This is a genomic window from Nocardiopsis sp. iso_25 (genome assembly GCF_056173305.1).
Genome location: NZ_CM149667.1, coordinates 425,159 through 438,109, shown reverse-complemented (window position 1 = coordinate 438,109; position 12,951 = coordinate 425,159). Strand labels below are relative to the sequence as shown.

General features: G+C 73.8%; 15 protein-coding genes. 9 read left to right on the top strand and 6 right to left on the bottom strand.

All coding sequences use genetic code 11. The annotated features are described in order from the left end of the window. The first annotated feature begins 1 nt into the window (after window position 1). The 4 genes from AC0VX6_RS02005 to mnhG are packed head-to-tail and all read left to right on the top strand — an operon-like array spanning window position 2 to window position 3,037. On the top strand, window positions 2–1,660 hold the full coding sequence (locus AC0VX6_RS02005; protein WP_274978024.1) for a Na+/H+ antiporter subunit D: 1,659 nt from the start codon (window positions 2–4) through the stop codon (window positions 1,658–1,660). Beyond that, on the top strand, window positions 1,657–2,274 hold the full coding sequence (locus tag AC0VX6_RS02000) for a Na+/H+ antiporter subunit E (protein WP_475467277.1): 618 nt from the start codon (window positions 1,657–1,659) through the stop codon (window positions 2,272–2,274). The genes AC0VX6_RS02005 and AC0VX6_RS02000 overlap by 4 nt, the downstream gene beginning before the upstream one ends. Next, window positions 2,271–2,636: a monovalent cation/H+ antiporter complex subunit F gene (locus AC0VX6_RS01995; RefSeq protein WP_274975961.1), complete on the top strand. Its 366-nt coding sequence runs from the start codon at window positions 2,271–2,273 to the stop codon at window positions 2,634–2,636. Before AC0VX6_RS02000 ends, AC0VX6_RS01995 begins: the two co-directional genes overlap by 4 nt. Continuing rightward, window positions 2,633–3,037 carry a monovalent cation/H(+) antiporter subunit G gene (mnhG, locus tag AC0VX6_RS01990; protein ID WP_475467276.1) on the top strand — a complete coding sequence of 135 codons (405 nt, stop codon included), beginning with the start codon at window positions 2,633–2,635 and terminating at the stop codon, window positions 3,035–3,037. Before AC0VX6_RS01995 ends, mnhG begins: the two co-directional genes overlap by 4 nt. Window positions 3,038–3,142: 105 nt before the next feature. Here mnhG and AC0VX6_RS01985 read toward each other — a convergent pair whose 3' ends face one another. Beyond that, window positions 3,143–3,427 (bottom strand): MerR family transcriptional regulator, encoded by a 285-nt coding sequence (locus tag AC0VX6_RS01985; RefSeq protein WP_212641767.1) that lies wholly within the window; start codon window positions 3,425–3,427, stop codon window positions 3,143–3,145. A 145-nt stretch (window positions 3,428–3,572) separates the two neighbouring features. Between AC0VX6_RS01985 and AC0VX6_RS01980 the strand changes: the two genes are divergently transcribed. From AC0VX6_RS01980 to AC0VX6_RS01970, 3 genes are all read left to right on the top strand, one after another. After that, the gene (locus AC0VX6_RS01980; RefSeq protein WP_274975958.1) at window positions 3,573–4,001 is read left to right on the top strand and encodes an Hsp20/alpha crystallin family protein; all 429 of its coding nucleotides are present in this window, start codon (window positions 3,573–3,575) and stop codon (window positions 3,999–4,001) included. A gap of 77 nt (window positions 4,002–4,078) precedes the next feature. Then, window positions 4,079–4,402, top strand: coding sequence for a hypothetical protein (locus tag AC0VX6_RS01975; RefSeq protein ID WP_212641768.1), 324 nt, complete (start codon window positions 4,079–4,081; stop codon window positions 4,400–4,402). Window positions 4,403–5,108: 706 nt separating this feature from the next. Next, window positions 5,109–5,462: a MerR family transcriptional regulator gene (locus tag AC0VX6_RS01970; RefSeq protein WP_212641769.1), complete on the top strand. Its 354-nt coding sequence runs from the start codon at window positions 5,109–5,111 to the stop codon at window positions 5,460–5,462. Window positions 5,463–5,531: 69 nt separating this feature from the next. Here the strand turns inward: AC0VX6_RS01970 and AC0VX6_RS01965 are convergent, their stop codons facing one another. The 5 genes from AC0VX6_RS01965 to AC0VX6_RS01945 all read right to left on the bottom strand — a co-directional run bounded on the left by AC0VX6_RS01965 (window position 5,532) and on the right by AC0VX6_RS01945 (window position 11,136). Continuing rightward, a complete protein-coding gene (locus tag AC0VX6_RS01965) occupies window positions 5,532–5,921 on the bottom strand; it encodes a DUF779 domain-containing protein (RefSeq protein WP_212641770.1) in 390 nt (129 codons plus the stop codon). Then, entirely contained in the window at window positions 5,921–7,444 is a 1,524-nt protein-coding gene (gene exaC / locus AC0VX6_RS01960) for an acetaldehyde dehydrogenase ExaC (protein WP_274975956.1), read from the bottom strand. Before exaC ends, AC0VX6_RS01965 begins: the two co-directional genes overlap by 1 nt. A 110-nt stretch (window positions 7,445–7,554) precedes the next feature. After that, the gene (locus AC0VX6_RS01955) at window positions 7,555–8,892 is read right to left on the bottom strand and encodes a GAF domain-containing protein (RefSeq protein WP_274975955.1); all 1,338 of its coding nucleotides are present in this window, start codon (window positions 8,890–8,892) and stop codon (window positions 7,555–7,557) included. 169 nt (window positions 8,893–9,061) lie between these two features. Further along, the gene (locus AC0VX6_RS01950; protein WP_274975954.1) at window positions 9,062–9,391 is read right to left on the bottom strand and encodes a hypothetical protein; all 330 of its coding nucleotides are present in this window, start codon (window positions 9,389–9,391) and stop codon (window positions 9,062–9,064) included. A 176-nt stretch (window positions 9,392–9,567) separates the two neighbouring features. Then, window positions 9,568–11,136, bottom strand: a complete 1,569-nt coding sequence (locus AC0VX6_RS01945) for a PucR family transcriptional regulator (RefSeq protein ID WP_274975953.1) — start codon at window positions 11,134–11,136, stop codon at window positions 9,568–9,570. 199 nt (window positions 11,137–11,335) lie between these two features. On the opposite strand from AC0VX6_RS01945, the gene AC0VX6_RS01940 reads away from it, so the two are divergent. After that, on the top strand, window positions 11,336–11,824 hold the full coding sequence (locus AC0VX6_RS01940) for a GreA/GreB family elongation factor (RefSeq protein ID WP_094800571.1): 489 nt from the start codon (window positions 11,336–11,338) through the stop codon (window positions 11,822–11,824). Between the two features lie 727 nt (window positions 11,825–12,551). Beyond that, on the top strand, window positions 12,552–12,944 hold the full coding sequence (locus tag AC0VX6_RS01935) for a nuclear transport factor 2 family protein (RefSeq protein WP_274975952.1): 393 nt from the start codon (window positions 12,552–12,554) through the stop codon (window positions 12,942–12,944). The last annotated feature ends 7 nt before the right edge of the window (window positions 12,945–12,951 follow it).

Sequence of the window (12,951 nt, the reverse complement as noted above, 5' to 3'; positions counted from 1 at the left end):
CATGGGGACGGACTACTTCGTCGGTCTGCTGCACTACTTCATCCCGCTGCCGGTGGTGCTCCCGCTGTTCGCGGCCGGGGTGAAGCTGGCGCTCGGCATCCGCTGGCCCCGGCTCCAGCAGGCGCTCAGCGTCATCTCGCTGGCCCTGGTGCTGGTCATCGGCCTCGTGCTGATGCTCGGCTCCCACGCCTACGGCCCGCAGGTCGTGCAGGTGGGCGGCTGGGAGGCGCCGATCGGCATCACCCTGGTCGCCGACCGGCTCTCCGCGCTGATGGTCACGGTGTCGGCGGCGATCACGCTGGCCGTGCTGGTGTACTCCATCGGCCAGGGCATGGCGGGCAAGGCCGAGGTGGCGCCGCTGTCGGTGTACCAGCCGACCTACCTGATCCTGGTGGCGGGCGTCTCCAACGCCTTCCTGGCCGGTGACCTGTTCAACCTGTACGTCGGGTTCGAGATCCTGCTGACCGCCAGCTACGTGCTGCTGACCCTGGGCGGCACGCAGTCCCGGATGCGGGCGGGCGCCATCTACGTCGTGGTGTCCCTGGTGTCGTCGGTGCTGTTCCTCATCGCCATCGCGCTGGTCTTCGGCGCGACCGGCACGGTGAACATGGCCCAGCTCGGCGAGCGGCTGCCCGAGCTGTCCTCGGACCTGCGGGCGGTCCTCCAGGTCGTGCTGCTGTTCGCCTTCGGCATCAAGGCGGCGGTCTTCCCGCTGGCCGCGTGGCTGCCCGACTCCTATCCGACCGCGCCCGCGCCGGTCACGGCGGTGTTCGCGGGCCTGCTCACCAAGGTGGGCGTGTACGCGATCATCCGCACCCAGACCCTGCTGTTCCCGGGCGAGCAGCTCAACGACCTGCTGATGGTCGTGGCCCTGGCGACGATGATCATGGGCATCCTGGGCGCGGTCGCGCAGACCGACATCAAGCGTCTGCTGTCGTTCACGCTGATCAGCCACATCGGGTACATGGTGTTCGGCGTGGCCCTGGGCAGTGAGCAGGGCATGGCGGGCGCGGTGTTCTACGTCGCGCACCACATCACGGTGCAGACCACGCTGTTCCTCATCACGGGTCTGATCGAGCGCCGGGGCGGCTCCACCTCGCTGGACCACCTGGGCGGGCTGGTGCGGATCGCGCCGATACTCGCGGTCCTGTTCTTCATCCCGGCGATGAACCTGGGCGGCATCCCGCCGCTGTCGGGCTTCCTCGGCAAGCTCGGCCTGATCCAGGCCGGGGTGGAGGCGGGCACGCCGCTGGCCTACGCCCTGGTGGGCGCGTCGGTGCTGACGAGCCTGCTGACCCTGTACGTCATCGCCCGGGTGTGGAACTACGCGTTCTGGCGCACGCCCTCCGAGGGCATGGTGGCCGAGCCCGGCACCGTGCTGGAGGACACCGAGGCCGACGACCCCTCCACCGCGGCCCTGGGCCCCGGCGAGGCGGTCGGCCCGTCCTCCCGCCTGGGCGACACCTCGACCGCGGCCACGCCGGTGGTCACGTCCGTCGTCCTGCCCAGGAGTATGGTCGGCGCCACGGTGGCGCTGGTGGTGTTCAGCATCGCCCTGACGGTGCTGGCCGGGCCGCTGATCGAGTACTCCTCGGACGCGGCGGTCGAGCTCCAGGCGCGCGGCCCCTACATCGAGGCGGTACTGGGAGGCGACCGGTGAACGGCCTGCAGGAGAAGAAGCGGATCGGCCTGACCGCGCTGCGCAGGCGCCTGGGCAAGGTGCAGATCCCGGTGGCGCTCGGCATGACGCTGGTGTGGATGCTGCTCTTCGACGCCTTCCAGCTCCGCCCGGAGTCGCTGGGCCTGCTGGTCCTGGGTTTCCTGGTGTCCGTGGTGATCATGCTGGTGTTCCCGCTGCCGCCGATCTCCCCGGGGTTCCGGTGCCGGCCGCTGTACCTGCTCCGGCTGCTGGTGTACATGCTCGCCCGGATGGTCTGGGCCAGCTTCCGGGTGACCGTGCAGACCTTCACGCCCGGACGCGTGCACAGCTCGGTGGTGGAGGTGCGGCTGCGCACCGACTCCGACCTGATGCAGGTGTGCGTGTCGATCGCCAGCTCGATCATCCCGGGTTCGGTGATCGTGGAGGTGGGCCAGCCCGACCGGACCCTGTACGTGCACGTGCTGGGCGCGGACGACGACGGCTCGATCGAGCAGGGGCGCGAGGACGTCCTGCACCTGGAGGAGCGGATCGTGATGGCACTGGGCACCCGTGAGGACATCGCCGCGCTGCGGGCCGGGGAGTCCGTGCCGGGCGGGGAGAGGGGGAGGCCGTGAACGTCCTGTGGATCGTCATCGGCGTCCTGCTCGGCCTGGCCGCGCTGCTGAGCGTGACCCGGATGCTCATCGGCCCGGGCATCCTGGACCGGGCCATCTCCGTAGACGTGCTGCTCGCCTCGGCGCTGGTCGGCGTGGGCGCCTACGCGGCCTTCACCCGCGACCCCACGGTGCTGCCGACGCTGCTGGTCCTGTCCCTGCTGGGCTTCGTCGGCTCGGTCAGCATCGCCAAGTTCGTCGCGCGGCGGGCGCACGAGGACCAGGAGCACATCGCCACGCCGACCGAGGCCCACCCGACCTCCGCGACGCCCACCGACGCTGTCCCCGGCTCGGAGCGGCCGGAGAAGGGGGAGACCTCGTGAGCGACCAGCTCATCACCGTCCTGGACTGGGTGGCGGTCCTGTGCATCCTGGCCGGGGCCATGCTCTCCCTCGTGGCGGGCGTGGGCCTGCTGCGCTTCCCCGACCTGCTCTCGCGCATGCACACCGCCGCCAAGCCGCAGATCCTGGGGCTGCTGCTGGTGCTGGTGGGGATCGGCATCCGGCTGATCCCCGTGGAGACCAACATCTTCAGCGCCGGAACGCTGCTGCTGGTGGCGCTGTTCCAGATCGTGACCGTCCCGGTGGCGGGCCACATCGCCGCCCGCGTGGGCTACCGGACCGGGCGCATCGACGAGGAGCTCATCGCCCGTGACGAGCTGGCCGAGCGCTTGGAGGCCAGGCGCGGGAACGGCGACGGCGGCCCGGACGGCGCCTCCCGGTAGACGGCGGGCGGGAGTCCGCGCGAGGGCCCCGGGAGCGGGTTAAGCCGCTCCCGGGGCCCTCGCCGCGTCCGGGCCGGGTCCGGGCGGAGCCGGTCCCCGTCCGCCTCACCCGCCCCCGGGGCCGCCGCGCAGCCGGGTGTTCTCCTCCTCCAGTTCCAGGATCCGGCCGATCCCCGCGAGGTTCACCCCCTGGGCGGCCAGCTCGGCCACCCGCCGCAGGCGGGTGATGTCGTCGTCGCTGTACAGCCGCGTGCCGCCCTCGGTGCGCGCCGGGGCGACCAGGCCCCGCTCCTCGTAGGCGCGCATGCTCCGCGGCGCGACGCCCGACAGCTCCGCGGCCACGGAGATCGTGTACAGGCCCCGGACGGGATCCGGCCGCGGTTCCCTCATCAGCGCGTCCTTCCCTTCGGGAGCGTCATCTTACCCACGGCTTGAGAAAATCTTTGTCCGGCATAGTTGTTTAGCTCTCTAGACTGAGGTATAAAACTTGCGTCAGCTCGCATCAGGTTTTCTAGCAGAGCCAAGGGAGGTTTCCATGATGCTGATGCGTACCGACCCCTTCCGGGACGTCGACCGCCTGACACAGCGGATCCTGGGCGAGGCGTCCCGACCGGCCGCGATGCCGATCGACGCCTACCGCGACGGCGATGTCTTCGTCGTCTGCTTCGATCTGCCCGGCGTGCGCGCCGACTCCATCGACCTGGAGGTGGAGCGCAACGTGCTCACGGTGACCGCTGAGCGCCCCGACACCGTGCGCGACCGCGAGTCGGTGGTGGTCGCCGAGCGGCCCACCGGCACCTTCTCGCGGCAGCTGTTCCTCGGCGAGACGCTGGAGACCGACGCCATCCGGGCCGACTACGCCGACGGCGTCCTGACCCTGCGCATCCCGGTCGCCGAGCAGGCCAAGCCGCGCAAGATCAGCGTCGGCACGGGCGAGGGCCGGCCCCGCAGCATCCGGGCCTGAGCCCGGCGGCCCGGCTCAGGCCGGGCCGCCACTCCCGAGCAGTGTCCGTGCCCCTCCCCTCAGGAAGCAGTGATCCGATGCCTTCAACACTCCGCAGGACCCGCGCGGTGGCCGAGCACATCCAGCGCCACGACCACCGGGAGACGACCCATTTCGCGTGCGTCCGCTTCTTCCGCGCCCTCCGGGCCTACGAGACCGCGTGGGGAAGCGCCCCCGACCGCCTCCGCCGGGCGCTGGAGGACCTCCGGAGCGCCACCGCGGAGCTGACCGGCGACCCGGACGCCTTCCGCCGGGCGTGCCGGGACCCCCGCCACGGGGGCCTGCCGCACAGCCTCGACGAACCGCTGGCCGAGCAACTGCGGGCCTCCCTGGAGGCTCCCGTGCCCGCCGGAGCGGGCTGAGGCGGCGCTCTCAGAGGACCTGCACGCGGGACTCGCCGAAATCTACATCGGCCAGAGTAGACATCCGCCTGAAGCGCTGATACATTTCCTGTCGTAGCCACAGAGATCCACGAGGTGGACCACCGGATACGCCGGTGGGGAGCAGGATCGGCGTTCCGCCCGCACGGGGGACGCCGCGGCAACAGGGAGAACGCGGTAGGGCTCGACCGACGCGGAGGTTTTCATACGGCGTCGGGAGCCGGTAGGACCGCAGTACAGAGGTAGAGCAGTACCGCAGGACCGGTTCTTCGCCCGCACGGGAAGGGCCGCGCAGTGAAAGAGCAGGTCGGCTCGACCGGTGTGCACGTGCTTCAAGACGCCGGGAGCCGGTAGGACCGCAGTACAGAGGTAGAGCAGTACCGCAGGACCGGCGCCCCGCCGGCACGGGGGACGCCGCGGCAGGTGTGAAGTGTACGCAGTGAGATCGAGAGGAGTAGATGCCATCGAGGATCGCCCGGGTGTGGGGACGTCCCGCTCGGGTACCGCAGGCCCCGGTTCGGAAGAGGTGGTCCACGGTCACACAACCGCGATCCCCGCGATCCCGTCCCAGTTCGACCTCGGGAAGCGGAAGACCGGTAGCAGCCGGTAGATGGTGTTGAACTCTCGGGCCCCAGCGCTGTTCGGCGCTGGGGCCCTCGGCGTGCGATGAGGAGAGAAAGAGAAACGCTTGTCCCGTCCCGAAACCGAAGACCGGTTCGACGATGACGACTACCCCGCCTACACCATGGGCCGCGCGGCGGAGATGATCGGTGCCACACCGGCCTTCCTGCGCGCTCTGGGCGAAGCCCGGCTGATCGAGCCCCTGCGCTCGGCGGGCGGGCACCGCCGCTACTCCCGTTACCAGCTCAGAATCGCCTCCCGCGCCCGCGAACTCGTGGACGAGGGCACTCCGGTCGAGGCCGCGTGCAGGATCATCATCCTGGAGGACCAACTGGAGGAGGCCCAGCGGATCAACGAGGCGCTGCGCGCCTCCGAGGCCGACGCGCGGGCCGCCGGGCGCCCGGACCCCGGAAACGCCTGACGGAGGACGGGGCGGCGTGGACTGACGGCGGTCCCGCCGCGTCCTCCGCCCCGCCGCGTCCGCGCGGGCTCAGAGGCGGTCGGCCTCGTCGTCGGTCATCAGCCGGGAGCGGATGAGGAACCGGTTGCCCGTCGGCGCCTCCAGGGAGAAGCCCGCTCCCCTGCCCCGGACGACGTCGATGGTCAGGTGGGTGTGGCTCCACAGCTCGAACTGCGCCCGCGACATCCACACCGGCACCGGCTCGGGCGCGCCCACGTCGAGGTCGCCCAGGCGCACGTCGGAGGCCCCGGTGCGGAACTCCCCCGCCGGATAGCACATCGGGGAGCTTCCGTCGCAGCACCCGCCGGACTGGTGGAACATGAGCGGCCCGTGTTCGTCGCGCAGCTCGCGGAGCAGGGCGGCCGCCGCGTCGGTGACGGCCACCCTCTCCACGGCCGCGCCGTCGGCGCGGGGGTCCATCAGAACAGCCCCATCGCCTTGTCGGAGTAGCTGACCAGCAGGTTCTTGGTCTGCTGGTAGTGGTCGAGCATCATCTTGTGGTTCTCGCGGCCGATGCCGGACTGCTTGTACCCGCCGAACGCCGCGTGCGCCGGGTAGGCGTGGTAGTTGTTCACCCACACGCGGCCCGCCTGGATGTCGCGGCCCGCCCGGTAGGCGGTGTTGCCGTCGCGCGACCACACCCCCGCCCCCAGCCCGTAGAGGGTGTCGTTGGCGGTCTTGAGGGCGTCGTCGTAGTCGTCGAAGCGGGCCACCGACACCACCGGGCCGAAGATCTCCTCCTGGAAGATCCGCATGCCGTTGTGGCCCTCGAAGACGGTCGGCGCGACGTAGTAGCCGCCGGACAGGTCGCCGCCGGGGTCCACCCGCTCCCCTCCGGCGAGCACCGCGGCCCCCTCCCTGCGGCCGATGTCGATGTAGGACAGGATCTTCTCCAGCTGGTCGTTGCTGGCCTGCGCGCCGACCATGGTCCCGGTGTCCAGCGGGTTCCCCTGCCGGATCCGGCCGACGCGGGCCAGGGCGTCGCCCATGAAGCGGTCGTAGACGGCGTCCTGTACCAGGGCCCGCGAGGGGCAGGTGCACACCTCGCCCTGGTTGAGGGCGAAGAGCGCGAAGCCCTCCAGGGCCTTGTCGTAGAAGGCGTCGTCGGCCGCGGCCACGTCGGCGAAGAAGATGTTGGGGCTCTTGCCGCCCAGCTCCAGGGTGACCGGGATGAGGTTCTCCGACGCGTACTGCATGATGAGGCGGCCGGTGGTGGTCTCGCCGGTGAAGGCGACCTTGCTGACGCGGGGGCTGCTGGCCAGCGGCTTGCCCGCCTCCGCGCCGAAGCCGTTGACGACGTTGACCACGCCGGGCGGCAGCAGGTCGGCGACGAGCTCCATGAGCAGCAGGATCGAGGCGGGGGTCTGCTCGGCCGGCTTGAGCACGACCGCGTTCCCGGCGGCCAGCGCGGGCGCGAGCTTCCAGGTGGCCATGAGCAGAGGGAAGTTCCACGGGATGATCTGGCCGACCACGCCCAGGGGCTCCTGGAAGTGGTAGGCGACGGTGTCGCCGTCGATCTGGGAGGTGTGCCCCTCCTGCGCGCGGATCGCCCCGGCGAAGTAGCGGAAGTGGTCGACGGCCAGCGGCAGGTCGGCGGCCAGGCACTCGCGGACGGGCTTGCCGTTCTCCCAGGACTCGGCGACGGCGAGCCGCTCCAGGTTCTCCTCGACGCGGTCGGCGATCCGGTTGAGGACCAGGGCCCGCTCGGCGGCGGAGGTGCGGCCCCAGGCGGGGGCGGCGCCGTGGGCCGCGGCCAGGGCCAGTTCCACGTCCTCCGCGCCGCTGCGGGCGACCTCGGTGAAGACGCGGCCGTTGACGGGGCTGGGGTTCTCGAAGTAGCGGCCCCGGACCGGCCGGACCCACTCGCCCCCGATCCAGTTGTCGTAGCGGGCGGCGTACTCGACGACGCTTCCGGGCTGGCCCGGGGGTGTGTAGATCGCCATGGAGGTCTCCTTGCTTCGCCGGGCTCCTGCCGTGGGACCGGCAGCCGCTTCCGGGGAGGTCGGGAGGGTGACGCTAGTCACCACCACGTTGCGACCACGTTGCGGTCGGGTCAGCCGCCGAGCCAGCGCAGTCGGCCGCGCAGGGCGGCGTGGCGCGGGGAGGCGGGGTCGAGGGCGCGCAGCACGGCGGTCAGGACGCGGGGGTCGTCGCGCCACTCGGGGTGCTCGGCCCAGTCCAGGAGCACGTCCGGTGCGGCGTTGGCGCCCAGGGCCTCGCACACCTCGGCCTGGAGGCCGTCGCGGACCTCGGCCACGCCGGGCGCCTCGGAGCGGGGCAGGACCGGCCCGGTGTAGGCGTCCAGGGCCCGCCGGTAGGCGCCCCCGGCCAGGTGGCGGCGCACCTCGTCCACGTCGGTGGCCATCGGACGGCACAGCCGGTAGGGGCGGGAGGCGAGCAGGCCGGGGCCGAGGAGGCGGCGCAGGCGCGACACCTCGGCGCGGGCGGTGACCGGGGAGGCGTCCCGCTCGTGCAGCCGGGCGCCGAGCTCGTCGCCGGTCAGCCCGCGCGGGTTGCGGGCGAGCAGGAGCAGGATCTCGGAGTGGCGGGCGCTCAGTGCCAGGTCGCGGCCGTCCAGGGTGAGCCGGGCGCCGTCACGGCCCAGGACGCGGAGCCGGTCGTCCCCGTCGGGCCCGCGGTCCCCGTCCGTGGCGGCGCCCGCGCGCGGGCCGGTGGGCGCGGGGCCCGTCCGGACCGCCCGCCGCCGTCCCGGCGCGGGACCCCGGGCCCCGGCGCGCAGGGCGCGCAGCTCCGCCTCCGCCGCGGTGGCGGCGGCGCGGACCAGGGCCAGGGCCTGCGGCGAGGCGAGGTGGCTGTCCCCGGTGAGGTCGAGGACGCCCAGGAGGGCGCCGGTGCCGGGGTCGTGCAGGGGCGCCGCGGAGCAGCTCCAGTGCTGCACGCCCCGGGCGAAGTGCTCGCTGGCGAAGACCTGGACCTCGTGGTCGAGGGCGAGGGCGACGCCGGGCGCGTTGGTGCCGACCGCGTGCTCGTGCCAGTTGGCACCCTCGACGAAGTACATGTCCTCGGCGCGGCGGCGGAGCCTGTGGTCGCCCTCCACCCACAGCAGGCGGCCCGAGGCGTCGCCCACCGCGAGGATCTGGGGGCCGGGCGCGGTGTCGACGAGCAGGTGCCGCAGCAGCGGCATGACGGCGGCCAGCGGGTGCGCGTCGCGGTGGTCGCGCAGGTCGGGGCCGGTGAGCTCGACCCGGGGCAGGGCGGTGTCGGGGTCCACGCCGTGGTGGGCGCTGCGCCGCCAGGATGCGCCGACGACGGGGCGGACCGGGCCGCTGACCCGGCCGGAGTCGGTGAAGCGCGTGTGCGCGACCGCCACGTCCCGCCGCACGGCCTCGGGGTCGGCCTCCCACGGCCACGCGTTCCACGGTCCCGGCATGCGCGCTTCCCTCCGCCGAGGCAACGGCGGGCCGTGCCGACGGACCGCCCGACACCCCCGATTGAAGCCGCGTCCGCCCCTTCTGACAAGGGGCCGGGACGAACCGGACGCGCCCCGTCCCGTGCGCGCGGACCCGCCCCGGACGGACGGGTCCTCCGCGGCGCCCGCCTCAGAACTCGTCGCGGACGCGCTCCCTGCCGGGGCCGCAGAGCCAGTAGGCGGGGTAGGCCCGCACGTCCTCCACGGTCGGCGCGGCCGGGGGCGCGGCCGGGTAGGGGTCGCTGCCCCAGTCGAAGCGCGGGCGCAGCTCGCGCGCGGTGGCTCCGTCGGGGAGGGCGTCGCGCCCGGCGGGGGTCAGGTAGGTCCCGGCCGGGGTCCTGCGGGCCAGGCCCGCCTCCACCAGGGGCTGGGCCAGCTCCTCCTCCACCCGCCCGTCCCACCGGGTGGTCGCCGCCGCGGTCCCCAACAACGCTGTCAGGTCCTTGATCAGTGTGCTCATGCGCAAACGGTAGCGATCCGCGGACCCGCGCACCCGGGCATTGCCGAACTCGGCAGAGTGCGCCGGAACACACACGAGCGCCGGTTCGGAGCGGGTGCGCGGCCGGGGGTCCCGACCGGCCGCGCCACCGGGTCGATCCGCGCGGCACGCGGACGCGGGCGGGCCCGGGGGCCGGCTCAGACCGGCCGCCACCCCTCCCCGCCGGGCGGGTCCGCCACGAGCGCGGCGAGCGCGACCGTCATCGCCACCCGGGCACGCGGGTCGTTCAGCGGCAGGTCCGCGACCCGGCCCATCCGGCGCAGCCGGTACCGCACCGTGTTGGGGTGCAGGCCCAGCAGCTCCGCCGCCCGCCCCAGGTCCCCGTGCACGTACAGCCAGGCGCGGAGCGTGCGCGCGTGGTCGGTGCCGTGCTCGGCGTCGTACCGGACCAGGTCCGCCACCGGGTTGCGGACGGGCATGCGCCCGGCCTCGGCCACCAGGCGCAGGCGGCGCAGCAGCACGGAGTCCCAGGCGTCGTCGTAGACGACCGCGTCGGCGCCCTCGGGCGCCTGCACGTGCAGCGTCAGGCACTCGTCCGCCTCCTGCCTGCTGGCGGGCAGGCCCGCGGCGTCGGCGGTGCCGCCCACACCGGCCACCACGCCCAGCCGGTCGGGCAGGCCGCGCAGCGTGGAGCGGACCCACTCCACCGCCGGGGCGGGGTCGTCCCCGCACGGCAGCACGGTGTACACGGTGGTTCCGAGCAGGGTACTGCGCCCCGGACGCGACCAGCCGAAGCCGGTGGTGACCTGCTCGAACAGGTGCAGGATCGCGGCCTCGGGCTCGGTGCGGGCGCGCGCCTGGAAGGCGATCACACGCAGCCCCGCCCCGAGCAGGCCGATCCGCCCGGCCGTCTGCGCCGGGTCGGCGGAGCCCTCCAGCAGGTCGATCACCGACTCCGACTCCACCTGCCGCTCCAGGTCGCTGCTGACCCTGGCGCGCAGCATGTGCAGTCCGACCGTGTGCGCCCCCTCGCTCAGCGCCCGGGAGCGGTCCGCGTCCAGCGGGGCGTCGCACGCCACCCACAGCGTGCCCAGGAGTTCGCGGCCCACCCGGATCGGCGCGGCGGTGCGTCCGCGCATGCCGAGTCCGGGTATCCCCGGCACGAACCGGGGTCCGGTCGCGGCGGCCAGCCGGGTGAGCACCCCGTCGGCGTCGAGGCGTTCGCGGACCCGCTCGGGGACCCGCCGGTCGACGAGGGTGTCGCGCCGCACCCGGTCGGTGCCGCCCTGGGAGGCCGAGTAGGCCACCACGCGCGAGGCGCGGTCCTCGATGGTGACGGGTCCGCCGACCTCGGCGGCGACGGTGTCGGCCAGGGTGAACAGGTCGCTGGGGCCGCGCCCGGCCTCGGTCTCGCGCCCCTCCAGGACCAGCCCGTAGACGACCCCGGAGACCTGGCTCCACGACACGGCGGGCTCCACGACCAGGAGGGCGGGGCCGCCCTCGCCCAGGCGTGCGCGCACGTCGTCGCCGGGTCCGGTCGCGGACCGGATGATGACGACGGTCGCGCGGGCCTGCTCCGCCAGGCGCACCGCCTCGGCGGCGGAGTCCACGCCGACGGCGAGGAAGGCGTCGCCCAGCTGCGGCACGTCGTCGGTGGGGTCGTGCATGGCGACGCTGCGCAGCTCCCTGCGGCGCAGCGGCTCGGGGCCGACGAGCCGGGCGCCGTAGCCGCCCAGGACGTTGACGAGACGGTCGAGGTGGATCACGCCCGCTCCTTTCCCCGGCGGCGGAGTTGTTCCGCGGCCACAAAGGGGCCTCACCTGATTGTCGCCCGAGGATAACGCCCGGTCCCGTCCCCGTGGACACACTCGTGGTAGGCGGCGGCCCCCCGTGTCGGCCGCCGCTGTGCTCGCCCCGTCCGCGGACCCGCTTCCGCGGCGCGGGCCCTGAAGACAAGGAACGTTCATGGCCAGGACCACCGACCGATGGATGACCCGGGAGGCCTACGAGCGGCTCCGGGAGGAGCTCCGGACGCTGCGCGCGCTCCCCGACGACGACCCCGGCACCGGGGCGGACCGGGGCGCGGGGGACGTACTCCCCGCGCCCCGCTACATTCACGACCCCGCCGTGCGGCAGGCGCGCGTGCACACCATCGAGCGGCTGCTCAGCGAGGCCGTCGTGGACGAGGCCGCGCCCGACGACGGGATCGCCGCGCCCGGCAAGGTGCTCACCATCCGCTACGACGGCGAGGAGGAGGACGAGGTGTTCCTCCTCGGCGTCCGGGACGCGTCCGTGGCGGACCGGATGACGGTGTACTCCCCGGAGTCCCCGCTGGGCGCGGCGCTGGTGGGCGCCCGCCAGGGCGAGCGGCGCACGTTCACCGCGCCCCGGGGCACGGTCATCGGGGTCACCCTGCTCAGGGCCGAGCCCTACCGGGCCGCCGTCGTGCACTGACCCCGGTCCCGGGGACCCGCCGGGGACGGAGCGGGACCCGCCGGGGACGGAGCGGGGCCCGCCGTGGGGGCGGGCCCCGGCCGGGGCGGGCCGCGGGGGGCGGAGAGGCGCGGGGAGGGCGGGGGCCGGAGGGCCGCCGTGCGCCTTTCGTTTTCGGCCCGGGAATTCACCGCGGGATTTCCCCGCAGCGTGTTCCCGGGCTTTCCCCCGGCTTCCCGCGCTCCTTTGGACGCGCTTTCCCGCGCGTCCTCCCCGTGTCCGTTTCCGCGCCGGGGCGGGGCCGTCGGCGGATGACAGGGGGGAGATTCCGTTCCGGTCCTTCTCCGGGGACGCCACGGGCACGCGGAACACCAGGCCTGTGGGGTTCCCTCCCCCGTCGGCGCGCACGTCCCGGCCGCCCGTGCGCGGCCGGGGCGCGCGCCCTCCCGGGGCGCCACCCGTCGCGAACGGCTTCCGAACGGCGTTCCCGGCGTATCCGGACACCGGCGGAACGGTCATACCGGAGAAAACGAAAAGAGACCCGGCTTCCTTTCCCCCGGGAAACGCCGTTTCCCTCCGGCGGGGAAAGCGGACCGTTCCGAAGGCCCGAGGGGTCTCCCCCGCGACCCGCGCGCACCGTTCCCGGAGGGGGACGGTCACGACCGCACGGTTCCGGGTAGCGGGGTGGGGGACCCCGCGGGAGCACGCGGGCAGAAGGAACGGACACCCGAAGCGGAGGACGATGCACATGAGCGCGGACACCGACGAAGCGCGCTGGGCGCCGGTCAGGGACTGGCACGCGGCGGTGAGCGCACGGGACCTGACGGCGGCGAAGGCGGTCGTGGACCCCGACATCAGGGTCGGCGGCCCCCAGGGCTCCGCACAGGGGGTGGAGGCCTTCCTGGACTGGGTCCGCGACTCGGGCATCCGCGTCGAACCGGTCGGCTGGCACACCGTGGACGAGCACCGCGTCGTGGTCGAGCAGGACGCCGCCTGGCCCGGTCGCGCCGACTCGGGCCCCGAGGCGGCCCCGGTGCGCACCGCGACCCTGTTCGAGGTGCGCCACGGCCTGATCACCGCCGCGCTCCGCTACGACGAGGGCGTGGAGGCGGCCCTCGACGCGGCCCGGCGCACCTCCTGACTCCGCG

Coding starts and splice junctions, on each gene's coding strand:
- AC0VX6_RS01975 (WP_212641768.1), top strand. CDS start 4,079: ATGCCTTCAACACTCCGCAGGACCCGCGCGGTGGCCGAGCACATCCAG.
- AC0VX6_RS01965 (WP_212641770.1), bottom strand. CDS start 5,921: ATGGACCCCCGCGCCGACGGCGCGGCCGTGGAGAGGGTGGCCGTCACC.
- AC0VX6_RS01980 (WP_274975958.1), top strand. CDS start 3,573: ATGATGCTGATGCGTACCGACCCCTTCCGGGACGTCGACCGCCTGACA.
- exaC (WP_274975956.1), bottom strand. CDS start 7,444: ATGGCGATCTACACACCCCCGGGCCAGCCCGGAAGCGTCGTCGAGTAC.
- AC0VX6_RS01940 (WP_094800571.1), top strand. CDS start 11,336: ATGGCCAGGACCACCGACCGATGGATGACCCGGGAGGCCTACGAGCGG.
- AC0VX6_RS01985 (WP_212641767.1), bottom strand. CDS start 3,427: ATGAGGGAACCGCGGCCGGATCCCGTCCGGGGCCTGTACACGATCTCC.
- AC0VX6_RS01950 (WP_274975954.1), bottom strand. CDS start 9,391: ATGAGCACACTGATCAAGGACCTGACAGCGTTGTTGGGGACCGCGGCG.
- AC0VX6_RS01955 (WP_274975955.1), bottom strand. CDS start 8,892: ATGCCGGGACCGTGGAACGCGTGGCCGTGGGAGGCCGACCCCGAGGCC.
- AC0VX6_RS02005 (WP_274978024.1), top strand. CDS start 2: ATGGGGACGGACTACTTCGTCGGTCTGCTGCACTACTTCATCCCGCTG.
- AC0VX6_RS01935 (WP_274975952.1), top strand. CDS start 12,552: ATGAGCGCGGACACCGACGAAGCGCGCTGGGCGCCGGTCAGGGACTGG.